Below are 21,283 nucleotides of genomic sequence, written 5' to 3'. Positions count from 1 at the left end.
TCAATGGCGGTGGACGGAAACTGGAATTTGACCATGACGACGCCGATGGGCGAGCGCAAGGCGACGCTGTCGCTGGCGAGCTCGGGCGGCACGCTCACCGGCACGCAAGGCGCCGAGGGCAACTCCACCGACATCTTCGACGGCACCGTGAACGGCGACAGCGTCGCCTGGAAGGTTTCCATCACCAATCCGATGCCGCTGACGCTCGAATTCTCCGGCACGGTCGCAGGCGACGGCATCTCCGGCGAGATGGGCATCGGCCCGATGGGCAGCTTCCCCTTCACCGGCACCCGGGCGTAAGCGTCCCATCTTGTTTTGACGCGTTTTCTTCACGCGAACCGGTGTCCACTTCGCTCGAAAACGCTTTAGAACCAGATCTGCATCGGCAGATCATGTCCATCCAGCGGCTGCGATCCCCCAGGAACGCAGCCGCTTGGTTGATGAGCAGCCAAAGCCACCGCGCAGGCATCCAGCACATCGTCACGCTTCGCGCCGGTGCCGATCCGCACCTCGCCGAGCCAGCGATCGATCTCGCGAAAGCCTGATCGCTTCACCAGCCTGCGCCGGAGCGTATCGCCCTCCTCCGACTTCTTGCGCGGCAAGGGCGTGCCGCCGTTTAGCCGCAGGAACACCAGTTCGGGATGCACCTCGCGGATGTCGCGTGTGGCGTTCGCGCGCACGAACGCGTCGACCTCCATGATCTTGCTGCCGAGGTGCCAGAGCTGGCGCGAGACGCGGGTCTGACCGCGGCGCAGCGCTTCACGGTTCGCCGCGTCGGGATCGCGAAACTCCTGCCACAGCCAGCGCCGCGCGCCGGTGAAGACACGCGAGGTGTGCGGGCGCAGCCGCTCGCGGGCAAGCAGGTCGCAATCGCGCTGGCCGTCCTCCGTCATGCCGATCGGGATATCGATCCCGGCGCGATCGAACGGACGCGCCAGCGCGCCCGCAATATCGCCGTGAAAAGAAATCGAGCGCTGGTCGCCGTCGATGGTGACGGCGACCCAGCCTTTGGAGAATCCGTCGAGGCCTGTTGCCCTCAACCCGGATCCTCAACCCAGATTCAATTCCTTGAAGAAGTCGTTGCCCTTATCATCGATGATGATGAAGGCCGGGAAGTCGACCACTTCGATGCGCCAGATCGCTTCCATGCCGAGCTCGGGATACTCGACCACCTCGACTTTCTTGATGCAGTGCTCGGCGAGGTTCGCTGCCGCGCCGCCGATCGAGCCGAGATAGAAGCCGCCGTGCTTCTTGCAGGCCTCGCGCACCGCGACCGCGCGGTTGCCCTTGGCGACCATCACCATCGATCCGCCCGCGGCCTGGAACTGGTCGACGAAGGAATCCATGCGGCCGGCGGTGGTCGGGCCGAACGCGCCGGAGGCGTAGCCGTCGGGCGTCTTGGCCGGGCCGGCGTAGTACACCGGATGGTTCTTGAAATAATCCGGCAGCGGCTCGCCCTTCTCCAGTCGCTCGCGCAGCTTGGCGTGGGCGGAGTCGCGCGCCACGATCATGGTGCCGGTCATCGAGACGCGGGTCTTGATCGGATATTGCGACAGCGTCGCGAGGATATCCTTCATCGGCTGGTTGAGGTCGATCTTGACGACGTCGCCGCCGAGCGACTGCTCCACCGCAGGCAGATATTGCGCCGGATTGTGCTCGAGTTCCTCGAGATAGACGCCGTCCTTGGTGATCTTGCCAAGCACCTGGCGGTCCGCCGAGCATGAGACGCCGAGGCCGATCGGCAGCGAGGCGCCGTGGCGCGGCATCCGGATCACGCGCACGTCGTGACAGAAATACTTGCCGCCGAACTGCGCGCCTACCCCCAAGCTTTGCGTCATCTTGAGGATTTCCTGCTCCATCTCGAGATCGCGGAAGGCGTTGCCGTCGGGGGAGCCGTGGGTCGGCAGCGCATCGAGATAGCGCGCGGAAGCAAGCTTCACGGTCTTCATGCAGAGCTCGGCCGAGGTGCCGCCGATCACGATAGCAAGGTGATAGGGCGGACAGGCCGCGGTGCCGAGCGTCAGCACCTTCTCCTTCAGGAACGCAAGCAGCCGGTCCCTGGTCAGCACCGAGGGCGTCGCCTGGAACAGGAAGCTCTTGTTGGCCGAGCCGCCGCCCTTGGCCATGAACATGAACTTGTAGGCATCATCACCCTCGGCGTAGATCTCGCACTGCGCCGGCATGTTGTTGGCGGTGTTCTTCTCCTCATACATCGACAGCGGCGCGACCTGCGAATAGCGCAGATTGCGCCGCAGATAGGCGTCGCGCGCGCCTTCGGAGAGCGCGGCCTCGTCGTCGCCGTCGGTGATGACGTTGCAGCCCTTCTTGCCCATGATGATCGCGGTGCCGGTGTCCTGGCACATCGGCAGCACGCCGCCGGCCGCGATGTTGGCGTTCTTCAGGAAGTCGAAGGCGACGAACTTGTCGTTGTCGCTGGCTTCCTTGTCCTCGAGGATCGAGCGCAGCTGCTTCAAATGGCCCGGCCGCAGATAGTGGTTGATGTCGCCGAAGGCGGCCTCGGACAGCGCCCGCAGCGCCTCCCGCGACACCACCAGCATTTCCTTGCCCAGCACCTTCTCGACCCGGACGCCCTCGCTTGTCACCTTCTTGTAGGGCGTGGTGTCGGCACCCAGCGGGAACAGCGGGGTGTGCTTGTAGGGTGGAACGGGCTTCTGGTCGGGGAAGGCTGAGGGGGCGTTCATGAGCTGCTCTTTGGGCTTGCAGGTCGGGTTCGTAAGGCCGGTCCGGCCGCGCGGCCACCGGCAATGTAGAGCCGTTCTAAGCCTTTTTCGGACAAAGGAAAGGGAAGCCGGCCGCCTTCCAGCCATGCGCGGGATCGGCAATCCGCGTGCTATGTTTCATCCCTCCGTAATCTCTGGTTGCCACAACGCTTCAGCGATCCGGGAAGCCGCCAAGGAAGCCATCGGGAGACCATCATGAAGACAGCGCTTTTGATCTGGTTCGCGGCGCTGGCCCTGTTGATCGCGATCCCGACCGGCGCCGATGCGGCCCGCCTCGGCAAGCCATGCGGCGGCCTCGCCGGCGTTCAATGCAGCCGTGTCGGTCAGTTCTGCCAGTTCAAATCGGGACAATGTGGCCGCTTCGACCAGACCGGCACCTGCGCGTTCCGGCCGACGATCTGCAACAAGATCTTCAAGCCGGTGTGCGGCTGCGACGGCAAGACCTACGGCAATGATTGCGAGCGTCGCGCCGCCGGAGCCTCCAAGGCGCAGGACGGCAAGTGCGCATCCTGACGGACCGCCCATATTGACGCGCTGCGCGGGAGCCTGCATGTAGCTTCGCGTATATTCATACCGCGGGGGTATTTCGTGACAGCACCGTTGCGCCGACGCTTTGCCTTGAGCATCCGCTCTTTCATGCCGGCCGCGCTGATCGCGCTGGCGACGGCCTTCGCCGCAGCGCCTGCGCACGCCGATCCCTGCGAGGACATCGCCAAGCAGCTCGCCGGCCAGATCGACGGGCTGAAGGTCAATTTCAGCGCCGCCAACATCACATACCTCACCCACCCGGCGGCGAAGGAATTGTCGCTCGGCTGCCGCGGCAAGGACTATTCGATCGAGCTCTTTGCCAAGACCGATCGCAAGATGAAGCCCGAGTTCTTCAACCTGGTCGGTTCGGCCACCGCGCTGGTCTTCACCGTGCCGAAGGATGACGCCGCCACCGGCACCTCGCGCTGCCTGAAGCGCATGGGCATCCTGCGCGGCAATACCATCACGATGCGCTATCGCCGTCTCAATCTCGAATGCACGCGCAACCGCACCGACGCCTCGATCACGGTCCGGCGCGGCAAGAACGAGTGATCCGTTAGAGCGTTTTCGAGCGAAGTGGGTTCGCGTGAAGAAAACGCGTCAAAACTAAAATCTAGGGCCCTGTTCCGATTCAATCGGAACGGAAAGTGCTCTAAGCTTCCGCGGCGACCCGTCCGATCGCATCGACGATCTTGCCCCAGCCCGGGCTCATCATGTCGAAGGCGTAGCGGTTGCCGGGGAACACGAAGCCGTCATGCACCATGCGGACCTGCGTGCCGCCCTCGACCGGCGTCAGCGTCCAGGTGACGACCGAGTCGAGCTTTGAGCCGTATTCCGGATTGGTGTCGGCGCCGCCCTTCCAGGAATAGCGCAGCAGGCGCGGCGGATCGCAATCCAGCACCTCGCAATGCACGACGCCGTCCCAGTCCCCCATCGGCTTGGTGCGGAAATTGAACCGGTGTCCGACGGCGGCAACGAAATCGTTCGGCATCAGCCATTTCATCAGCAAGTCGCTCGTGGTCAGCGTTCGCCAGATCTTGTCGGCGGCGTAAGGCAGCACCTTCTCGACCGTGATCGCGTGCGTCTCACCCATCACTCACTCTCCTTCAACAATTTCTCTAGATTTGCGAAACGCTCGGCCCAGAACGTCTCGTAATGGCCGAGCCAGTCGATCAGCGGGCCGAGCCCCTTCGGCGCGACCCGATAATGGATATGCCGGCCCTCGCGCCGCTCGGTGACGAGCCCGGCATCGCGCAGCGCGCGCAGATGCTGCGACACCGCCGGCTGCGACACCTTGGAGCCCTGCACCAGCCCGGTCGCGGCGATCTCCCCTTCCCGGATGATCCGCTCGAACACCGCCCGCCGCGTCGGGTCCGCGAGGGTCTTGAGCACATTGGTCAGCTGCATGGCGGCGGTCATAGAAATATATAAGCAACTGCTTATACGAATGTCAATGCAGAGACGATGCAGTCGCGGCGCAGGAACGCCTCGCCTGCTCCGAAAGTTGATGAATGCGGTCGCGTGTTTGCCGGAAAAAGGGTGCGATAATCGCGGCTGGAATCACGGTGCCCGCCCATGATCGCAAAGCTCCTCCTGCAGAACACCTTGTTCGTCCTCGCCATGGCCGCGCTGCTGTTTGGCTTCGCCGGCACGCTGCACTGGCCCGGCGCGTGGGCGTACCTGATCGCCTCGGCGCTGATCGGCCCGGGCTGCGGGCTGTGGCTTGCCAAGGTCGATCCCGGCCTGCTGGCCGAGCGCATGCGGCTTACCGCGCGCGAAGGCCAGCCCGCCGAGGACAAGCGCTTCATGCTGGTGTTCCTGGTCATTGCCGTGCTGTGGTTCGTCGCGATGGGCCTCGATCGCCGGTTTGGCGGCGCCAATGCCGGCGTGCTGCTGATCGTGCTCGGCCTGGTGCTGTATCTGGCCTCGACCGCGCTGATCCTGTGGGTGTTCCGCACCAATTCGTTCGCCGCGCCGGTCGTCAAGGTGCAGACCGAGCGCCACCATCACGTGATCTCGACCGGGCCCTACGCGCTGGTCCGCCATCCAATGTATATGAGCGTGATGCTGTTCTTCATCGGCGTGCCGCTGACGCTCGGCTCCTGGTGGGGCCTTGCCTTCGTGCCGGTGTTCTTCGCGATGTTCGCGTTCCGCACCGGGATCGAGGAACGCACGCTGATGGCGGGATTGTCAGGCTATGCCGATTACGCGGCACGGGTGCGCTATCGCCTCGTGCCCGGACTGTGGTGAGGGCCCATCATGGCAGAGAGCAAGACCTACACCGGCGGCTGCCATTGCGGCCAGGTGCGCTTCGAATGCACCACCGACATGGCGATGGTCACCGCCTGCAACTGCTCGATCTGCACCAAGAAGGGCCTGCACTTCGTGTTCTTGCCGCCATCGAGCTTCCAGCTCCGTGCCGGCGCCGACAACCTGAAGGAGTATCTGTTCAACCGCCATGCGATCCGCCACCAGCTCTGCGTCGATTGCGGCGTCGACGTGTTCGCGCGCGGCAAGAAGCCGGACGGCACCGACATCGTGGCGCTCAATGTCAGCTGCATCGACGGCATCGATCTGTCGAAGATCAAGATGACGCCGGTGGACGGGCGGGATCGATAGAACTCACCGCCCACATCCGTCATGCCGGGCTGACCCGGGCATCTATCATCTGGAGACAAAGACGTAGATGGCCGGATCACCTAGCGCGAAGACGCGATTCGCGCCTTTGCCCGGCCATGAAGAGAGCAGCAGGACTGCGCACAAGCGATCACAGATCCAGCGCCTTGTAGCGCCGGAAGATCCCCTCCTCGTTGAACGGAATCCGCCGCGCGCTCGCCAGATACGCCTTGATGTTCGGCCGCTCGGCGACGCGGTCGCGCAGCGCAATCAGGCGCGGCACCTTCTCCTCGAACGCGGTCATCCGCTTCGGAAACGCGTAGCGCAGGCCTTCCACGATCTGGAACAACGACAGATCGGCGTAGGTCAATCGGCGTCCGGTGACGAAGGCACCGCCATTGGCCCGCACAAGATCCTCGAAATAGCCGAGATATTTCGGCACCCGCGATTTCCAGAACTCTTCCGTGCGCTTCTTCGCCGGCGCCTTCTGGTCCTCGTAATACAGCGACGGGCCGAGCGGGTGATGGGTGTCGTGGATTTCCAGCACCAGGTCCGCAATCGTCAATTGCAGCTCGTGCACCCAGAGCTTCCCACCTTCCGCCTTCGGCGCCAGGCCATGGCGCGCGCCGAGATAGAGCAGGATGTTGGCGGTCTGCCCGATCACGAGTTGGCCGGCCTTGAGGAACGGCGGCGCAAAGGGCGGCGTGCCCTTGTGGGCGTCCATCATCTTCATCATGGCGCCGGTGCCGCCCTTGCCGCGCGCGACATCGGTATATTCGGCGCCCGCATCCTCGAGCGCGAGGCGGACATATTCGCCGCGGCCCTGGATCATTGGCCAGTAGTAAAGCTGATAGTGCATGCACTTACCTCCATAAACTTCACCGCATCGCTTTGCTTCACGGTGATCGTAGCCGTGGTGTGGTCAGATCGTCCACCGCGCACCGCGCGTCTGTCCGAACCGCGCGGAGACTGCTAAGGTTCCAGCGTCGAATCTTCGATGAAGGATCAACTTATGGCGGACAACAAGAAGAAGCGGGGCGCACAAGATCGCGCTCTGATCGCGTTGAGCGAGTCCTACGAAGTTGCGTACTGGTCCAAGAAGTTCAAGGTCACACCGGCAAAGCTCAAGGCGGCCGTCAAGAAGGTCGGGCATTCCGCCAAGAAGGTGGAAGCCCATTTCAAGGAGCAGCGGCACATGGCCGCCGACCGCGCGCGGATCGCGATCAGCGAGCCCTACGAGGTCCGCTACTGGTCGAAGAAGTTCAAGGTGACCCCTGCCCGCCTCAAGGCCGCGGTGGCCGAGGTCGGACATTCCTCGAAGAAGGTCGAGGCCCATTTCGCGGCAAAGAAGAAGACCGCGAAGAAAAAGAAGACCGCAAAGAAGACCGCCAAGCGCAAGAAGAGCTGAGCGCGGCCGCAGCACAATGAGCGGCGGTTATTGGTGTCCGCCGTACTATCCGCGTCATTGCGAGCCAACGGGTCGGCGCGAAGCGCCGCCCGATGACAGGCTCCGCGAAGCAATCCATCGCGCGGCATATGCGGAAAGATGGATTGCTTCGTCGCTATCGCTCCTCGCAATGACGGGGGACATGACACACGGCTCCGCCCGTTCCCCGTCCCCTCAATTCGCCGCGAAGCAGTACAGCAGGCCGTCGCCTCCAGTGCTCTTCAGATCGGCTTGCGAGCAGCCGCCGTCAGGACCGCGCGAAGGATGCGACGTATTCCAGGATTTTGACGGCTCGTCATCGCGCAGGCCCTTGCGGTCGAAATGCCCGACCATGGCGGCGCCTTGCGTGCTGCTTGTCCAGTTCTTGCAGGTGCGGTCCTCACCGGCCGCAAACGCCGTACCGTCGGCCTGCGATCCCGTCAGCACGTCGTGGCGGTTCGGCGTGTCACCGGCACCGTTGATGACTTCGCCCTTCTCGGACAGGGCGGTCTGCTTGGTGAGATTGTTGCCGGCGCTGTGCAGATCGGCGACGTCCTTGGCGACCACGATGCCCTTCACATTCTTCCACGGGCCCTTGCCGATGCGATCGCGCGCATTCACCGCTGGCTGGCCGTCGGCCGCCTGGGTCGAGAGATAGGCGCGCCATGTCTTCGGCGCGCCGAAACCCGCGGCTTGCGCCAGGGTCTGGCATTGATTGTCGGCGCCGGCGAGACCGCCGAGATTGCCGCCATTGCCGATGCCGTTGCTGGTCACGAAGAAGCTGGGGTCGGCGGTCTGCGCTCTTGCCGGGGACACGGCCATGACGACAAACGCAAGACAGGCGGGAACCGCAATTTGCGCAATGTTCTTCATCTCTTCCTCCCGATGGTTGTTATGGTCCGCTCACATCAACCCGCTGCTCGTCCGGATATTCCGGCGCTGCGACACGCGAATGAAGCGCACAAAACGAAAGCGCCGCGGTTGATGCCGCGGCGCCTTGTAGTCGTCGTGACCGGCTGTCGATCAGTTGGTCTGCTGGATCGCCGAGAGCTCCCAATTGCCGCCGCGCTGGCGCACGAAGGTCCAGACCTCGGTGACCTCCTCCGGTTGCCCGCCGCTGACCTGGCGGCCGGTGCCGCGCTCCAGCATGGTGTCGACCAGCGCGTAGCGCATCGCGACCGTCGCATATTCGCTGTCGCCTTCACGCCATGCTTCCGCGAGATCGCCCTGCAAGAGCTTCACATTGGACGTCTTGTTGGTGACGTTGCGCGCCTTGTTCTCCTCGAGATCCTTCGAGAAGTACGACACCATTTCCGGCGTCGCGAGCGTGTGCAGCTTCGCAATGTCCTCGTTCGACCACGCGGCCTGGATGTCGCCGAGCAACCGCTCGAACGTCTCGTAGTCACCGGGCGTGATCTCGACCGGCGCGTTCGAGCCGCCGCCGAGGCCAAAGCCGAAGCCCGAACGGGCGTTGGCCTGCGGACCAGGGCCGACGTCGGGGCCACCCGCGTAAGCGGCGGCCGGCGTATTGCGCCGCTGCCACCACGACATCGCGAGCCGGACCACCAGCACGATCAGACCGATCTGCAGCAGCAGGCCGAGCATCGACGACAGGCCGCCGAGGCCCGAGAACAGGCCGCCGCCGAACAGCATGCCGAACAGGCCGGCGCCAAGGAAGCCCGCGGCCAGGCCGCCGAGCAGGCCGCGACCCATTCCGCCGCGGCCGAACAGGCCGCCGGAATTCGCCGCCGCCGGCGAGCCCAGGCTGGGGCTACCAGGCTGGCTGAAGGTACGGTTCATCGGAGCAACCGAGCCCGGTGCGGTGCTGGTCGAGGGCGGCGCGGAGAATGTCCGCGAGCCGCGCGAGCCGCCGCCGCCAACGCGGGCGTCGGCCGCCGAAACGGTCATCATCACGGGCAGCGCCAGCGCCATCGCGACGGCGATCGCCCGGACAATTCCACGCGTGCGTTGCGAGAAATTCATGTTGGTTTCCTCAAAGGATTCCCCGGCATGGGGAAACGCCCTTAACATGGGCAGCGCCCGATAAAAGTGAAGCGGGAAACGGGAACCGCGGCTGCGGCCCTCGGTCGCGGCGATGTGACACTATGGTCCTTGTGGATGCGACAGCGCGTCCTAGCGCGAGATGGGGCTCAGGTTCAACAGCGACCGCATTGCAACATTGCCTCTGCCCTGCGGGAAGCGAAGGGGTATCGTGGCTCGTCACCCGGGCCTAATTCGCCGTCATGGTTTCCTTCACCGCGGCAACCAGCTGCGTCAGCGTGAACGGCTTCGGCAGGAACGCGAACTGCTGGTTCTCCGGCAGGCTCTTCTCGAAGGCGTCCTCGGCATAGCCCGAGACGAAGATGATCTTCAGCTCCGCATTGCGGCTGCGCATTTCCTTCAGCAGCGTCGGCCCGTCCATTTCCGGCATCACGACGTCGGACACCACGAGATCGACCTTGCCGTTGTTCTCCTCGAACGCCTCCAGCGCCTCGACGCCGTTCGCCGCCTCGATCACGCTGTAGCCGCGCGAACGCAGGCCGCGCGCATTCAGCGAGCGCAGGCCGTCCTCGTCCTCGACCAGCAGGATGGTGCCCTGCCCGGTGAGATCCGGCTTCGGCTTGGCGGCTTCTGTGGTAGCAGTCTCCAATGCCGCGCCGTTGCCGGCGTGCACCTCCGGTGCGACCTCCTGCTCCTGGTGATGCCGCGGCAAATAGATCCGGAACGTGGTGCCGCCGCCCGGCACGGAATCGACATAGACGAAGCCGCCGGTCTGCTTGACGATGCCGTAGACCGTGGACAGGCCGAGGCCGGTGCCCTTGCCGACTTCCTTGGTCGAGAAGAACGGCTCGAAGATCTTGTCGATGATCTCGTGCGGAATGCCGGTGCCGGTGTCCGAAATCTCGATCTTCACGTAATCCGCTGCCGGCATGCCCTTGTTGGCGAGCTGCGCGGCCTCCTCGGTCGGCACATTGGTGGTGCGGATGATCAGCTTGCCGCCGTCGGGCATCGCGTCGCGCGCGTTCACCGCGAGATTGACCACCACCTGCTCGAATTGCGAGACGTCGACCTTGACCGGCCATAGATCGCGGCCATGCACGAGGTCGAGCTTGACCTTCTCGCCGATCAGCCGGCGCAGCAGCATGGTGAGGTCAGAGAGCGCATCGCCGAGATCGAGCACCTGCGGCCGCAGCGTCTGGCGGCGCGAGAACGCAAGCAGCTGCCGCACCAGCGTCGCGGCGCGGGTAGCGTTCTGCTTGATCTGCATGATGTCCTGGAACGACGGGTCAGTCGGCTTGTGCGCGTTCAGCAGGAAGTCATTCGCCATCATGATGGCCGACAGCACGTTGTTGAAGTCGTGCGCGATGCCGCCGGCGAGCTGGCCGACCATCTCCATCTTCTGCGACTGGTTGATCTGGTTTTCCAGCGCGCGCCGCTCGGTGGTCTCGAGCATGTAGACGATCGCGGTCTCGGCGTCGCGCTCGTCCTTCTCGACGGTGGTGACGAAGAACTGGGCGGAGCGCTCCTTGGGCCCGTCGAGCATCACCTCGACCGGCGCGATGTCGCCCTGGCCTTCGGCAGCCTGGTTGATCGCGGCGATCAGCAGGCCCCGGTCGCGCGGATTGACTGCGCGGAAGATCGACTTGGCCGCGCCGCCGTCGCCGTTCAGCCCCTGCGCCAGCTTGGCATAGCGCGCATTGGCGCCGACCACGTTGCCGCCGCGATCGACGGTCGCGATCGCCATCGGCGTATGGTCGAAGAAGCGCATGAAGCGCACCTCGGCGGCACGCTCCGGATCGGAATGCTCGTCGCGGGCGCGGCTGATCACCAGCGTGCGCGAGGCGCCCGCCGCGCCGTCGGCGCCGAAGGCGAGCTTGTGATAGAGCCGCACCGGCACGGTCTTGCCGCCGCGCATCCGCAGGTCGATGTCGAACACCTCGGTCTTGACCTCGCCGGGCACCGCCGCGATCGAGGTCAGCAGCGCCGCGCCGTCGCCCGAGACGATGTCGGTCAGCTTCAGGCCGCCCGAGCCGATCTCGGCGAGATCGTAGTCCAGCCAGTTGGCCAGCGTAGCGTTGATATAGGCGATCTCGCCCGCCGGATTGACCGAGAAGAAGCCGCACGGCGCATGATCGAGATATTCGATCGCGTGCCGCAGCTCCTGGAACACGTCTTCCTGGCGCTCGCGGTCGCGGGTGACGTCGGCGATCGACCACACCGCATATTTCGCGTCGCGCTTGCCCTCGCCGAGCGGGCGGACCCGCAGGCGCAGCCAGCGGCCTTGTCCACCACCTTGCCCGGCCTCGTGCCCGGCGACACGGACCTCCTCCTGCTGCCGCTTGCCCTCGCGCGCCGCCTTCAACAGGCGGAACACCGCCTCGGAGACGTCGGGGTTGCCGATGAAGACGCGTTCGACGGGGCGGACGTCCTGCGGACCGGCCGCGCCGGTCAGCGCGAGATAGGCGGCGTTGGAATAGACCACGTGGCCCCGGGAATCGGTGACGACGAGCCCTTCATGGGCGTGGTCGGCGATCCGCCCCATCACCGGGTCGTCGCTCGTGCGGTCGGAGAAGCGGATGATGCCGGCGGCAAGGGCGAACAGGTTGAACAGCCCGACGGTGGCGAGCAGCGCCAGCACAAAGAGGATATAGGGCTGCGCTTGGGTCCGGCCGATGGTCATGAGCCAGACCGCCACCGCGACGATGCCGGTGGCGATCAGGAGCACCAGCAGGATACTGCCGCTCCGCCGCGCTGGCCCGTGAGCCACGAACGGCTCGGTCGCGGGAGGTTCGTTGCTATCGGCGGTCATCTGGAGAGACATGGCTCGTCTGCATCACGAAGGCGACCGGCCGGCCACCTCGCCCCTGAGTGCCTGAATCGGACCCGAAAACGCAAGTCCATCAGGCGGCAATTTCGCAAGTTACGCGCATTTCAAGCGGTTTTCCGCCCCTTACTGGCGCAGGCCGGACAGGCCGCGCCTCAGCCGCATCACGTAGCCGATGATTTCGGCAACCGCATGGTAGTGCTCGACCGGGATTTCCTTGTCGATTTCGACGGTCGCATAGAGCGCCCGGGCCAGCGGCACGTTCTCCACGATCGGAATGTCGTGCTCCTTTGCGATCTCCCGGATCTTGAAGGCGAGGTTGTCGACGCCCTTGGCGACGCAGATCGGCGCCGACATGCTGCGGTCATAGGCCAGCGCCACCGAATAGTGGGTCGGGTTGGTGATGATCACCGAGGCCTTCGGAACCTGGGCCATCATGCGCTTCTTGGCGCGCTGCACCCGCAACTGCTTGATCCTGCCCTTGACGTGCGGGTCGCCTTCCGACTGCTTGAACTCCTCCTTCATCTCCTGCAGCGACATCTTGTGACGCTCGTACCAGGTCCGGTACTGGAAGAAGTAGTCGGCGATCGCAACCACGGCGAGGAGGGCGACCACCGCCGCCAGCAGGTGCACCGTCATGCCGGTGATGGCGGGCAGCAGCTCGGCCGGGTCGACCCGCAGGAACGATTCCATCCGCAGCCGATCGGGCCACAGCACCATGACCATCACGACGCCGAGCGCGATCAGCTTGAACAGGCCTTTGAGGAAGTTCGCCACCGCCTGCTTGCCGAACAGCCGCTTGAAGCCGGCCGCCGGCGAGATCTTGGAGAATTTCGGCTTGAGCTGCTCGCCCGACCACACCAGCTGATGCTGGATCATGTTGCCCGCGATCGCCGCCAGCGCCAGCATCAGGAACGGCACGCCGATCGCGGCGACCACGGCGTAGCCGAGCGTCTGGGTCAGTTGCAGCAGACCGGCACCGTCGGTGCGGATCATCCATGAATTGGCGATCAGATTGCGCAGCGGCATCAAGATGCCACCGCCGATCGAGCCCGAGAAGGTCGACAGCACCAGCGTGGCGCCGGCGATGATGAACCAGGTGTTGACCTCCTGGCTCTTGACGACGTCGCCTTTCTCAAGAGCGTCATCGAGACGTTTTTGCGTAGGGTCTTCTGTTTTGTCTTCGGTATCGTCGGCCATCTCTTCTCCTGATTAATTCATTGGAGCGAGTTGGCGCATGACGCCGTTGAAGTAGTCGAAATAGGTATTCATCATCGCCGCGAGCACGACGCCGAAGATCAGGAAGCCGACCACGATCGAGAGCGGCACGCCGACGAAGTAGACCTGCATCTGCGGCATCAGCCGCGCCAGCACGCCGAGCCCGATGTTGAAGACGAGGCCGAACACCAGGAACGGCGCCGACAGCTGCAGGCCGATCTTGAAGGCGGCGGAGAACGCGGAGGTCGCTAGCGCGGCGACGTCGCCGGTCGGCATGATCTCGCCCGGCGAGAAGATGCGGTAGCTTTCGCTCAGCGCCGCGATGACGAGGTAGTGGCTGTCGGTGGCGAACAGCAGCGTCAGGCCGAGGATGGTGAGGAAGTTGCCGACGATCTGGCCCTGCTGCCCCTGGGTCGGGTCGACCGCGGTGACGAAGCCGAGCCCGAGCTGCTGCGCAATCACGGAGCCCGCGACGTTGAGCGCCGACAGCGTCACCCGCGCGGTCGCGCCGAGCACGATGCCGATGATCAGCTCGTGCACCATCAGGACGCCGAGCGAGGAGATCGACGTCAGGTCGACATGATAGGCGTTGCGATGCAGGGGAAGGATGATCAGCGTCAGCAGCAGCGCGATCGACAGCTTGACCCGTGCCGGGATGTTGCTCTCGCCGAAACCGGGCAGCAGCATCACCATCGCGCCCACGCGCGCGAAGACCAGCACGAAGATTGCGGCCAGCGCCGGAAGCAGGGAGACATCGATGCGCATGACCGCCGCATTAGTGCATCAACCGCCGATGATTCGCGACGAAATCCGCATCATGTGGCTACTGAGCGCGTCCGCCATGAAGGGCAGCGCCAGCAGTAATGTGACGAAGATTGCGAGAATCTTCGGCACGAAGACGAGCGTCTGTTCCTGGATCTGGGTCAGTGCCTGGAACAACGACACCACGACGCCGACCACGAGGCCGACCACCATCAAAGGCGACGACACCAGCACGATGGTCCAGATCGCATCGCGCGCCACGTCGAGTGTTTCAGGGCCGGTCATTGCAGTGTTCTCGCTATTATTGTTTTGCACCGTCGTTCCGGAGCCATGCAGAGCATCGAACCCGGAACCTCGAGATCCCGGGTTCGATGCTGCGCATCGCCCCGGGATCGGGATAACGTCCTGACGGGCGTCAAATCGGCATCTTCATGATGTCTTCATAGGCCTGGATCACGCGGTCGCGCACCGAGACCAGCGTCGACACCGCAACGTCGGTGTCAGCGACCGCCGTCACCACATCCATCACATTCGCCTTGCCGGAGGCCATCGCCATGGTCTGCGCGTCGGACTTCTTGCCCGCTTCCAGCACGCTGCCGACGGAGTCTTTCAGCAGCGCGCTGAAGGACGGGCCGGCGACGGCCTGCCCGGCCTTCTCAACACCGCCGCGCTCCATCAATTTCGCGAGGTTGGCGTAGGCGTTGGCGGCGACGGTCGGTGTAGCCATGATTTACGTTCCCTGTTCTTGCTGCGTCAGGACTTGAGGATGTCGAGCGTGCGCTGGATCATTCGCCGCGTCGCGCTGATGATGTTGAGGTTCGCCTCGTAGGAGCGCTGGGCGTCGCGCATGTCGGTCATTTCGACCATCGAATTGACGTTCGGATATTTGACGTTGCCGGAGGCGTCCGCCGCCGGATTGCCCGGCTCGTGCTTGATGCGGAATGACGACTGGTCGGGGCGGATCCGACCGAGCGTCACGACCTGGGCGTCGAGCGAACGATCGAGCGCCGAGGAGAAGGTCGGCACCTTGCGGCGGTAGGGATCGCCGCCCGCGGTCTGCGCCGTCGAATCGGCGTTGGCGATATTTTCCGAGATCACCCGCATCCGCCCCGCCTGCGCGCGCAGGCCTGACGTCGCGATGCTCATCGAGCGGGTGAAATCGCTTGTTCCATCTGCCATGGGATCCTCCCGCCGCCGTCAGGCGGCCTAGCCCTTGCCGATCGCGGTCTTCAGCAGATGCAGGCTCTTGCTGTAGAGCGAGGTGACGGCCGCGTAGTCCATCTGGTTGGCCGACACTTTCAGCATCTGGTCCTCGAGATTGACCGCATTGCCGGCCGGGCGGGTCTGGAACCCGCTCTTGCCGCGATCATTGTCGAACGTGTCGGGGGCGCCGGAGGCCGCCATGTGGGTGGCGCTGGTCTGCATCATCGGCAGCGTCCCCATGCCGCCGCCGACCGTGGTGCCGGTCCGGTCGAACTTCGGCTCGACCAGGTCGCGCGGCCGGAAGTTCGGCGTGTCGGAATTGGAAATGTTCTCGGCGAGCACCCGCTGGCGCTCCTGGTGCCACTGCATCTTGCTGCGCAACGCCGACAGGATCGGCAGATCGTTCATGGACATCGCCGCGGCTCCGTTAACCTCTTGGACGCCCCTTGGGCCTTCCGAGGTAGGCAGAATTTGCCCGGTGTATGGTTAACGGGTGGTTAAAATGTCGGACGGAGCCGTGGAGAACGCTGCAACAGCGGCCCGCGAGCGCATTTTCGCCACGAATGCTGCGTTAACCAGCACAAACCAAGACAGCGTGGGGCGCTGAGAAGTCGTTTTGGGACAAGCGATTCTTGGTTTATTAATAGAACAGTCGGCTGCAAGCCGCTGGGAATTAAGAAATAAGGCGAATCTCGGGCGCGATTCGCAGCGCAAAACCGCACCTATCAATCCGCGCTCGTTGATGGCGGAAGCTGAGGAAGGCCACGATGGCCGGGGACTCCAATATGCAGGTCATTACATTCGTCTTGGCATTCGTTGTCGTGCTGGCGCTGATCGGCGTCACCGCATGGCTCGTTCGCCGCTTCGCCGGAAACCGCCTCGGCGCCAACGCCAACCGCGGACGCATGCCGCGACTGGCCGTGATCGACGCGGCTGCCGTCGATGGCCGCCGCCGGCTGGTGCTGGTCCGCCGCGACAACATCGAGCATCTGCTGATGATCGGTGGCCCGACCGACATCGTCGTCGAGCCGAATATCGTCCGCGCGATGCCGGGGCGCGATCAGATGTCGACGCGCCCCGCGGTCGCAGCCGATGCCGCTCCGCCGCGCGTGGCGCCGCTTCCGGATGCCGCCTGGAACGAGAGCGAAGCCGCCCGTTCCGACAATTTCGACCTTCCCGAGCCGGAGCTGCCGCCGCGTCAGGCACGCCCCTCCTTCGCCGACGAGCTGCGCCGGCCCCCGCCGCCGATCGCCGAGCGTCGCAACGATCCGCTCGCGGGCTTCACGGCCGAGCGCAGCGAACCGCGGCCCGATCCGATGCCGCCGCGCCTGCCGCCGCGCTCCGAACCCGTCATCCCGCGTCCGCCGCGCGCTGCCGAGCCGCCGAAGGCCCCGCCGCGGGCGCCCGAGCGTGCCGTCACACCGCCGCCACCGCCTCCCCCTGCTCCGCCGCCGGTCGCAACCCAGGCGCCTCCGCCGGTGCCGCCGGCATCGAACGCCGATGCAAATTTGGCCGAGATGGCGCAGCGGCTCGAGGCGGCACTGCGTCGCCCGACCGGCGCCGGCGAGACCGTCGCGCCACCGGTTGCGCCCGAGGCGCCGCCGGTTCGGGCGCCGCGTAGCGAGCCGCCTGCCCCGCCCGCCGGCGGGCAGAAGAGCGGCTTCGAGAATCTCGAGGACGAGATGGCATCGCTGCTCGGCCGACCGAAGAATCCTTCGTGAGATCAGGGACCGTCCCGCGTAGAGTTTTTTTCATCGCTGTCCTGATCGCCGCCGGATCCTTCGCCAATCCGGCGATGGCGCAGGATATCAGCATCAATCTCGGCGGCGGCAATGGCGGCGTGACCGAGCGCGCGATCCAGCTGATCGCGCTGCTCACGGTGCTGTCGATCGCGCCGTCGATCCTGGTCATGATGACGTCGTTCACGCGCATCGTGGTCGTGCTCTCGCTGCTGCGCACCGCGCTCGGCACCGCGACCGCGCCGCCGAACTCGGTGATGATCGCGCTTGCGATGTTCCTCACCGCCTTCGTGATGGGGCCGGTGCTGCAGAAATCCTATGAGGACGGCATCAAGCCATTGGTCGCCAACCAGATCGGCGTCGAGGAAGCGCTGCAGCGCGCCTCGGTCCCCTTGCGCGGCTTCATGCAAAAGAACGTCCGCGAGAAGGATCTGAAGCTGTTCATTTACCTCTCCGGCGAGCCGCCACCGGCGACGCCGGAGGAGATGTCGCTGCGCATCCTGGTCCCGGCCTTCATGATCTCGGAGCTGAAGCGCGCCTTCGAGATCGGCTTCCTCCTGTTCCTGCCGTTCCTGATCATCGACCTCGTGGTCGCCTCGGTCTTGATGTCGATGGGCATGATGATGCTGCCGCCGGTGGTAGTCTCGCTGCCGTTCAAGCTGATCTTCTTCGTGCTGGTCGACGGCTGGGCGCTGGTGGCCGGCAGCCTGGTGCAGAGTTACGGGGGGTAGCAGCCCCGCGAAACATTCATGGCCTCATCGCTGGATCGGCCGTGCCGTTGCACTATCATGCGCGGCACCGCATCCAGGGAGCCGTGCCGTGCAGCAGCCATTCGACCGCGCCGCAGAAGATCTCGGCAACGCCATCCATCTCGAGCATGTCAACGTGCAGGTGCCGGACCAGCGCCTCGCCACGCTGTTCTACGTCGCCGGCATCGGGCTGACCCGCGATCCCTATCTGATGGTCTCCGACAGCAACATGTGGGTCAATGCCGGCCGCAGCCAGTTTCATCTGCCGAGCGGCAGGCCGCAGGTGTTGCGCGGCCACACGGCGATCGTGATCGCCGGACGGCAGGCCCTGCTCCAGCGGCTTGCCGCGGTTGCGCCCAAGCTCGAAGGCACCGCGTTCAGCTATCGCGAGCGCAACGATCACGTCGAGGCCATTTGCCCGTGGGGCAATCGGCTCCGCTGCTTTGAACCGGACGCCGAGCGGTTCGGGCGCATCGCGCTCGGCATGCCCTATGTCGAGTTCGACGTGCCGCGCGGCACGGCCGAGGCGATCAGCCGGTTCTATCCCGAAATCATGGGCATCCCCGCCAGCGTCGTGAGCGGCGAAGCTGTCGTCGCGCGCGCCAAGGTCGGCAAGGATCAGTACCTGCAATTCCGCGAGACCGACCAGGTGCAGAGCGAGTTCGACGGCCATCACGTCCAGATCTACATCACGGACTTCTCCGGCCCCCACAAGCGGCTGCGCGAGCTCAACCTGGTGTCCCGCGAGGACAATCAGTACCAGTACCGCTTTTGCGACATCGTCGATCCTGCCAACGGCCGGCACCTGTTCACCGTCGAGCATGAGGTGCGCAGCGCCACCTATCCGATGTATCTGCGGCCGCTGATCAACCGCAATCCGGCGCAAACCAACCGCACCTTCGCCAACGGCTACGACCAGGCGCCGTGGGCGATGGGGCCGGACCAGTATGACGGATGAGCGCGCGCACTCGTCCGCATCGCGACATCATCAGCATCCCCAGCCACGAGACGACATGCTTCCCTCCCAGCGCCATCTGTTCGAGATCCCACGCGAGGTCTGCTACCTGAACTCCGCGTCCTACAGCCCGCTGCCGTTGAAAACGCTCGACGCCGGCCGCGCGGCGGTCGGACGCAAGGGCCAGCCCTGGACGATCGACGCCGGCTTCGCCGGCCGCCAGCATGAACGCGCGCGCACCGCGGCGGCGCGCCTGATCAATGCCGATGCGAATGACATCGCGCTGATCCCGGCGATCAGCTACGGCATAGCGACCGTGGCGAAGGCCCTAACCATTCCACGCGGCACCCGCGTCATCGTGCTGGAGAACGACCACTCCTCGCCGGTGCTGGAATGGCACGCCCGCGCCGAGGCGCAGGGGTTCGTCGTCGACACCGTGCGCCAGCCCGCCGATGGCGACTGGACGTCGGCGGTGCTTGCAACGATCGACCGCTCGGGCGCGCCGCCGGTCGGCCTCGCCTCGATCTCGTCAGTGCACTGGTCCGACGGCGGCATCATCGACGTCGACAAGGTGCAGGCCGCACTGCGGCGGCAGGGTGCGATGTTCGTGATCGACGCGACGCAGAGCACGGGTGTCGTGGCGATGGACGTGACACGACTTGATCCGGACGCCGTGATCTTCCCGACCTACAAATGGCTGATCGGCCCCTACGGCCGCGCCTTTCTCTACGTTGCAAAACGCCACCAGAACGGTGTGCCGCTGGAGCAGACCTCCGCCGGCCGCCGCAATGTGAACTCCGAGAACCCGGTCTATTTCGGCGATCTCGCCTATGTCGACAATGCCCGGCGCTATGACATGGGCGAGCGCGATCATTTCATCACACTGGAGATGGCCTCGATCGGCATGGAGATGATGGCGGAATGGGGCGCTGCCGCCGTCAGCGCGCGGCTCGCGATGCTGAACGAGCGGATCGCCGACGGGGTGCGCGATCTCGGGCTCAATTTGCCGGCGCGCGGCCTGCGTGCGCCGCACATCCTGAGCCTCAGCATGGCCGACGGAATTCCGAAGGAGCTGATCGCGCGGCTCGCCGCCGAGAACATCCATGTCGCGCTGCGGCTCGGCCGGATGCGGATCTCGCCGCACGTCTTCAACGACGAGGCGGATGTCGACCGCTTCGTCGCTGTCTTGACGAAAGCGCTGCGCGGCTAGCCTCGCTTTCGTCCCAGCGCCACGACGCTGAACAATTCAATCGCCAGCGCGACCGCGACGCCGGCCGCGCCGATCACGAACAGCAGCGTATAATCGCCGCCGCTCTGCGCGAACAGCCAGGACAGGCCGTAGGCGCCCGCCGCCTGGAACAGTGCGAAGGTCGTGGTCGCCTGCGCCCAGGCCGAGCGCTGGCTCGCGGCGGAATGCGGGATCAGTTCGTGGATGCGGCCGATCACCAGCGGCACGATGCCGGGCGTGAAGCCGCCGACGATGAGGCTCGACACTATCAGCGCGGCGGGCGAGTTCGTCACGGCGGGCAACGCGACCGCAACGGCCTCGATCAGGAACGCCGCGCGCAGCGCCGCAGCGAAGCCGGCGCGATCGGCGAGATGTCCTGTCAGCAGCGGGCCGACCACGGCGCCGATGCCGTACAGCACCCAGTAATATGATCCTGCCGCGATCCCCTGCCCGAGGCCGCGGGCGACATAATCAACCAGGAACACCATGTGCGGCACCAGCGCCAGCGCATTGAGGCCATATTCCACGCACAGCGCGATCACCAGCGGCGAGCGCACACTATGCGCAGCAGGCTGCTCGGCCGCAGCATGCGAGGCAGGCACTTCCGCGGGCCATGCCTTCCAGCTGATCAATGTCAGCACCGCCGACAGCACGCCAAGGCCGTACCAGGCCTGCTTGATGCCCTGCTGCAGCAACAGCGGCACCAGCGTCCCTGACGCGGCGACCCCCAGTCCGACACCGGCGAAGATCACGCCGCCGATCAAACCGCGCTTGCTCGGCGCGGTGTTCGGCAGGATCGCGGTCGCCGCCAGCACCATGATCACGCCGCCGCTGATGCCGGCGAGAAAGCGGAAGCCGAAGAACCAGATGAAGGAGATCGGCACCGCGCAGGCAAAGCAGGTCACGGCCGCCAGCACCATCATGCCGCGCAGCGCCCACACCGAACCGACGCGCGCGCCGAGATCGCGGGCGATCAGCGCGCCGGCGAGATAGCCGGCAAGGTTGGCGGCACCGAGATACACCGCTTCCGCCGGCGTGAACCATTTCGCTGCTATCAGCGCCGGGATCAGCGGCGTGTAGGCAAAGCGCGCCAGCCCGAGCCCGACCAGCGAGGCGCACAGTCCCGCGGCTGCGGACAGCCATAGCGGCCCGCTTGTATCGCGATGCGGCTCGGCGTGATGGCGCCTGTCATGATCGACATTGGCTGACATGGACATCGCAGTAGGCCCTCCGGCCGTTCGTGAAAAATGATTAGTTGCGATCGCAGCAATCGCTCGCAGCGATCACAGCTCA

25 protein-coding genes are annotated in these 21,283 nt (G+C 65.1%); 10 read left to right on the top strand and 15 right to left on the bottom strand.

Annotation, left to right across the window (positions count from 1 at the left end; translation table 11 throughout):
* Positions 1 to 3 precede the first annotated feature (3 nt).
* Entirely contained in the window at positions 4 to 300 is a 297-nt protein-coding gene (locus AC066Y_RS14285) for a hypothetical protein (RefSeq protein ID WP_478274410.1), read from the top strand.
* 65 nt (positions 301 to 365) lie between these two features.
* On the opposite strand, the gene AC066Y_RS14280 is transcribed toward AC066Y_RS14285, so the two are convergent.
* Together AC066Y_RS14280 and AC066Y_RS14275 are read right to left on the bottom strand one after the other, a co-directional pair.
* On the bottom strand, positions 366 to 1,040 hold the full coding sequence (locus AC066Y_RS14280) for a DUF429 domain-containing protein (RefSeq protein ID WP_478274409.1): 675 nt from the start codon (positions 1,038 to 1,040) through the stop codon (positions 366 to 368).
* A gap of 9 nt (positions 1,041 to 1,049) precedes the next feature.
* A complete protein-coding gene (locus tag AC066Y_RS14275) occupies positions 1,050 to 2,702 on the bottom strand; it encodes a fumarate hydratase (RefSeq protein WP_478274408.1) in 1,653 nt (550 codons plus the stop codon).
* Between the two features lie 234 nt (positions 2,703 to 2,936).
* On the opposite strand from AC066Y_RS14275, the gene AC066Y_RS14270 reads away from it, so the two are divergent.
* A complete protein-coding gene (locus tag AC066Y_RS14270) occupies positions 2,937 to 3,254 on the top strand; it encodes a Kazal-type serine protease inhibitor family protein (RefSeq protein ID WP_478274407.1) in 318 nt (105 codons plus the stop codon).
* A gap of 123 nt (positions 3,255 to 3,377) precedes the next feature.
* Positions 3,378 to 3,821, top strand: a complete 444-nt coding sequence (locus AC066Y_RS14265; protein WP_173640490.1) for a hypothetical protein — start codon at positions 3,378 to 3,380, stop codon at positions 3,819 to 3,821.
* 100 nt (positions 3,822 to 3,921) lie between these two features.
* Here the strand turns inward: AC066Y_RS14265 and AC066Y_RS14260 are convergent, their stop codons facing one another.
* Positions 3,922 to 4,362: an SRPBCC family protein gene (locus tag AC066Y_RS14260; protein ID WP_478274406.1), complete on the bottom strand. Its 441-nt coding sequence runs from the start codon at positions 4,360 to 4,362 to the stop codon at positions 3,922 to 3,924.
* Positions 4,362 to 4,688 (bottom strand): ArsR/SmtB family transcription factor, encoded by a 327-nt coding sequence (locus AC066Y_RS14255; RefSeq protein WP_478274405.1) that lies wholly within the window; start codon positions 4,686 to 4,688, stop codon positions 4,362 to 4,364. The genes AC066Y_RS14260 and AC066Y_RS14255 overlap by 1 nt, the downstream gene beginning before the upstream one ends.
* 156 nt (positions 4,689 to 4,844) lie before the next feature.
* On the opposite strand from AC066Y_RS14255, the gene AC066Y_RS14250 reads away from it, so the two are divergent.
* Positions 4,845 to 5,519, top strand: coding sequence for a methyltransferase family protein (locus AC066Y_RS14250; protein ID WP_478274404.1), 675 nt, complete (start codon positions 4,845 to 4,847; stop codon positions 5,517 to 5,519).
* Between the two features lie 9 nt (positions 5,520 to 5,528).
* Entirely contained in the window at positions 5,529 to 5,888 is a 360-nt protein-coding gene (locus tag AC066Y_RS14245) for a GFA family protein (RefSeq protein WP_478274403.1), read from the top strand.
* 148 nt (positions 5,889 to 6,036) lie between these two features.
* Here AC066Y_RS14245 and AC066Y_RS14240 read toward each other — a convergent pair whose 3' ends face one another.
* Complete coding sequence (locus tag AC066Y_RS14240) at positions 6,037 to 6,744, bottom strand: glutathione S-transferase (protein WP_478274402.1); 708 nt, start codon at positions 6,742 to 6,744, stop codon at positions 6,037 to 6,039.
* Positions 6,745 to 6,897: 153 nt separating this feature from the next.
* Between AC066Y_RS14240 and AC066Y_RS14235 the strand changes: the two genes are divergently transcribed.
* Positions 6,898 to 7,293, top strand: coding sequence for a DUF3606 domain-containing protein (locus tag AC066Y_RS14235; RefSeq protein ID WP_478274470.1), 396 nt, complete (start codon positions 6,898 to 6,900; stop codon positions 7,291 to 7,293).
* Positions 7,294 to 7,506: 213 nt separating this feature from the next.
* On the opposite strand, the gene AC066Y_RS14230 is transcribed toward AC066Y_RS14235, so the two are convergent.
* From AC066Y_RS14230 to flgB, 9 genes are all read right to left on the bottom strand, one after another.
* Complete coding sequence (locus AC066Y_RS14230; RefSeq protein ID WP_478274469.1) at positions 7,507 to 8,133, bottom strand: lectin; 627 nt, start codon at positions 8,131 to 8,133, stop codon at positions 7,507 to 7,509.
* A gap of 201 nt (positions 8,134 to 8,334) precedes the next feature.
* Positions 8,335 to 9,294, bottom strand: a complete 960-nt coding sequence (locus tag AC066Y_RS14225; RefSeq protein ID WP_478274401.1) for a Tim44 domain-containing protein — start codon at positions 9,292 to 9,294, stop codon at positions 8,335 to 8,337.
* Positions 9,295 to 9,541: 247 nt separating this feature from the next.
* Positions 9,542 to 12,121 carry a cell cycle histidine kinase CckA gene (gene cckA, locus AC066Y_RS14220; protein ID WP_478274468.1) on the bottom strand — a complete coding sequence of 860 codons (2,580 nt, stop codon included), beginning with the start codon at positions 12,119 to 12,121 and terminating at the stop codon, positions 9,542 to 9,544.
* Positions 12,122 to 12,262: 141 nt separating this feature from the next.
* On the bottom strand, positions 12,263 to 13,336 hold the full coding sequence (flhB, locus tag AC066Y_RS14215; RefSeq protein WP_092115391.1) for a flagellar biosynthesis protein FlhB: 1,074 nt from the start codon (positions 13,334 to 13,336) through the stop codon (positions 12,263 to 12,265).
* Between the two features lie 12 nt (positions 13,337 to 13,348).
* Entirely contained in the window at positions 13,349 to 14,119 is a 771-nt protein-coding gene (gene fliR / locus AC066Y_RS14210; RefSeq protein WP_092115392.1) for a flagellar biosynthetic protein FliR, read from the bottom strand.
* An 18-nt stretch (positions 14,120 to 14,137) separates the two neighbouring features.
* Positions 14,138 to 14,401: a flagellar biosynthesis protein FliQ gene (gene fliQ, locus AC066Y_RS14205; RefSeq protein WP_050401183.1), complete on the bottom strand. Its 264-nt coding sequence runs from the start codon at positions 14,399 to 14,401 to the stop codon at positions 14,138 to 14,140.
* A gap of 130 nt (positions 14,402 to 14,531) precedes the next feature.
* Positions 14,532 to 14,843, bottom strand: a complete 312-nt coding sequence (gene fliE, locus AC066Y_RS14200) for a flagellar hook-basal body complex protein FliE (RefSeq protein WP_092115393.1) — start codon at positions 14,841 to 14,843, stop codon at positions 14,532 to 14,534.
* A gap of 26 nt (positions 14,844 to 14,869) precedes the next feature.
* Positions 14,870 to 15,295 (bottom strand): flagellar basal body rod protein FlgC, encoded by a 426-nt coding sequence (flgC, locus tag AC066Y_RS14195; RefSeq protein ID WP_097675999.1) that lies wholly within the window; start codon positions 15,293 to 15,295, stop codon positions 14,870 to 14,872.
* 27 nt (positions 15,296 to 15,322) lie between these two features.
* Positions 15,323 to 15,733: a flagellar basal body rod protein FlgB gene (gene flgB / locus AC066Y_RS14190; RefSeq protein ID WP_092115395.1), complete on the bottom strand. Its 411-nt coding sequence runs from the start codon at positions 15,731 to 15,733 to the stop codon at positions 15,323 to 15,325.
* 371 nt (positions 15,734 to 16,104) lie between these two features.
* On the opposite strand from flgB, the gene AC066Y_RS14185 reads away from it, so the two are divergent.
* The 4 genes from AC066Y_RS14185 (at position 16,105) to AC066Y_RS14170 (ending at position 19,972) form a co-directional block, all read left to right on the top strand.
* A complete protein-coding gene (locus AC066Y_RS14185) occupies positions 16,105 to 17,040 on the top strand; it encodes a flagellar biosynthetic protein FliO (RefSeq protein ID WP_207831095.1) in 936 nt (311 codons plus the stop codon).
* Positions 17,037 to 17,789 carry a flagellar type III secretion system pore protein FliP gene (gene fliP / locus AC066Y_RS14180; protein WP_478274400.1) on the top strand — a complete coding sequence of 251 codons (753 nt, stop codon included), beginning with the start codon at positions 17,037 to 17,039 and terminating at the stop codon, positions 17,787 to 17,789. The genes AC066Y_RS14185 and fliP overlap by 4 nt, the downstream gene beginning before the upstream one ends.
* An 88-nt stretch (positions 17,790 to 17,877) precedes the next feature.
* Positions 17,878 to 18,765, top strand: a complete 888-nt coding sequence (locus AC066Y_RS14175; protein ID WP_478274399.1) for a hypothetical protein — start codon at positions 17,878 to 17,880, stop codon at positions 18,763 to 18,765.
* A gap of 55 nt (positions 18,766 to 18,820) precedes the next feature.
* Positions 18,821 to 19,972 (top strand): aminotransferase class V-fold PLP-dependent enzyme, encoded by a 1,152-nt coding sequence (locus AC066Y_RS14170; RefSeq protein ID WP_478274398.1) that lies wholly within the window; start codon positions 18,821 to 18,823, stop codon positions 19,970 to 19,972.
* On the opposite strand, the gene AC066Y_RS14165 is transcribed toward AC066Y_RS14170, so the two are convergent.
* The gene (locus tag AC066Y_RS14165) at positions 19,969 to 21,207 is read right to left on the bottom strand and encodes a YbfB/YjiJ family MFS transporter (RefSeq protein ID WP_478274397.1); all 1,239 of its coding nucleotides are present in this window, start codon (positions 21,205 to 21,207) and stop codon (positions 19,969 to 19,971) included. The two genes, AC066Y_RS14170 and AC066Y_RS14165, sit on opposite strands and share 4 nt — an antisense overlap.
* Between the last annotated feature and the right edge of the window lie 76 nt (positions 21,208 to 21,283).

The organism is Bradyrhizobium sp. USDA3010, assembly GCF_056429065.1.
The sequence above is the reverse complement of the archived record's forward strand: the minus strand, read 5'-3'. Positions and strand labels throughout refer to the sequence as shown.

What these genes read in the sequence shown, in the direction of transcription:
- AC066Y_RS14285 (WP_478274410.1), top strand. Translation starts at nt 4, where the DNA reads ATGGCGGTGGACGGAAACTGGAATTTGACCATGACGACGCCGATGGGC.
- AC066Y_RS14275 (WP_478274408.1), bottom strand. Translation starts at nt 2,702, where the DNA reads ATGAACGCCCCCTCAGCCTTCCCCGACCAGAAGCCCGTTCCACCCTAC.
- AC066Y_RS14270 (WP_478274407.1), top strand. Translation starts at nt 2,937, where the DNA reads ATGAAGACAGCGCTTTTGATCTGGTTCGCGGCGCTGGCCCTGTTGATC.
- AC066Y_RS14265 (WP_173640490.1), top strand. Translation starts at nt 3,378, where the DNA reads ATGCCGGCCGCGCTGATCGCGCTGGCGACGGCCTTCGCCGCAGCGCCT.
- AC066Y_RS14260 (WP_478274406.1), bottom strand. Translation starts at nt 4,362, where the DNA reads ATGGGTGAGACGCACGCGATCACGGTCGAGAAGGTGCTGCCTTACGCC.
- AC066Y_RS14255 (WP_478274405.1), bottom strand. Translation starts at nt 4,688, where the DNA reads ATGACCGCCGCCATGCAGCTGACCAATGTGCTCAAGACCCTCGCGGAC.
- AC066Y_RS14250 (WP_478274404.1), top strand. Translation starts at nt 4,845, where the DNA reads ATGATCGCAAAGCTCCTCCTGCAGAACACCTTGTTCGTCCTCGCCATG.
- AC066Y_RS14245 (WP_478274403.1), top strand. Translation starts at nt 5,529, where the DNA reads ATGGCAGAGAGCAAGACCTACACCGGCGGCTGCCATTGCGGCCAGGTG.
- AC066Y_RS14240 (WP_478274402.1), bottom strand. Translation starts at nt 6,744, where the DNA reads ATGCACTATCAGCTTTACTACTGGCCAATGATCCAGGGCCGCGGCGAA.
- AC066Y_RS14235 (WP_478274470.1), top strand. Translation starts at nt 6,898, where the DNA reads ATGGCGGACAACAAGAAGAAGCGGGGCGCACAAGATCGCGCTCTGATC.
- AC066Y_RS14230 (WP_478274469.1), bottom strand. Translation starts at nt 8,133, where the DNA reads ATGGCCGTGTCCCCGGCAAGAGCGCAGACCGCCGACCCCAGCTTCTTC.
- AC066Y_RS14225 (WP_478274401.1), bottom strand. Translation starts at nt 9,294, where the DNA reads ATGAATTTCTCGCAACGCACGCGTGGAATTGTCCGGGCGATCGCCGTC.
- cckA (WP_478274468.1), bottom strand. Translation starts at nt 12,121, where the DNA reads ATGACCGCCGATAGCAACGAACCTCCCGCGACCGAGCCGTTCGTGGCT.
- flhB (WP_092115391.1), bottom strand. Translation starts at nt 13,336, where the DNA reads ATGGCCGACGATACCGAAGACAAAACAGAAGACCCTACGCAAAAACGT.
- fliR (WP_092115392.1), bottom strand. Translation starts at nt 14,119, where the DNA reads ATGCGCATCGATGTCTCCCTGCTTCCGGCGCTGGCCGCAATCTTCGTG.
- fliQ (WP_050401183.1), bottom strand. Translation starts at nt 14,401, where the DNA reads ATGACCGGCCCTGAAACACTCGACGTGGCGCGCGATGCGATCTGGACC.
- fliE (WP_092115393.1), bottom strand. Translation starts at nt 14,843, where the DNA reads ATGGCTACACCGACCGTCGCCGCCAACGCCTACGCCAACCTCGCGAAA.
- flgC (WP_097675999.1), bottom strand. Translation starts at nt 15,295, where the DNA reads ATGGCAGATGGAACAAGCGATTTCACCCGCTCGATGAGCATCGCGACG.
- flgB (WP_092115395.1), bottom strand. Translation starts at nt 15,733, where the DNA reads ATGTCCATGAACGATCTGCCGATCCTGTCGGCGTTGCGCAGCAAGATG.
- AC066Y_RS14185 (WP_207831095.1), top strand. Translation starts at nt 16,105, where the DNA reads ATGCAGGTCATTACATTCGTCTTGGCATTCGTTGTCGTGCTGGCGCTG.
- AC066Y_RS14170 (WP_478274398.1), top strand. Translation starts at nt 18,821, where the DNA reads ATGCTTCCCTCCCAGCGCCATCTGTTCGAGATCCCACGCGAGGTCTGC.
- AC066Y_RS14165 (WP_478274397.1), bottom strand. Translation starts at nt 21,207, where the DNA reads ATGTCCATGTCAGCCAATGTCGATCATGACAGGCGCCATCACGCCGAG.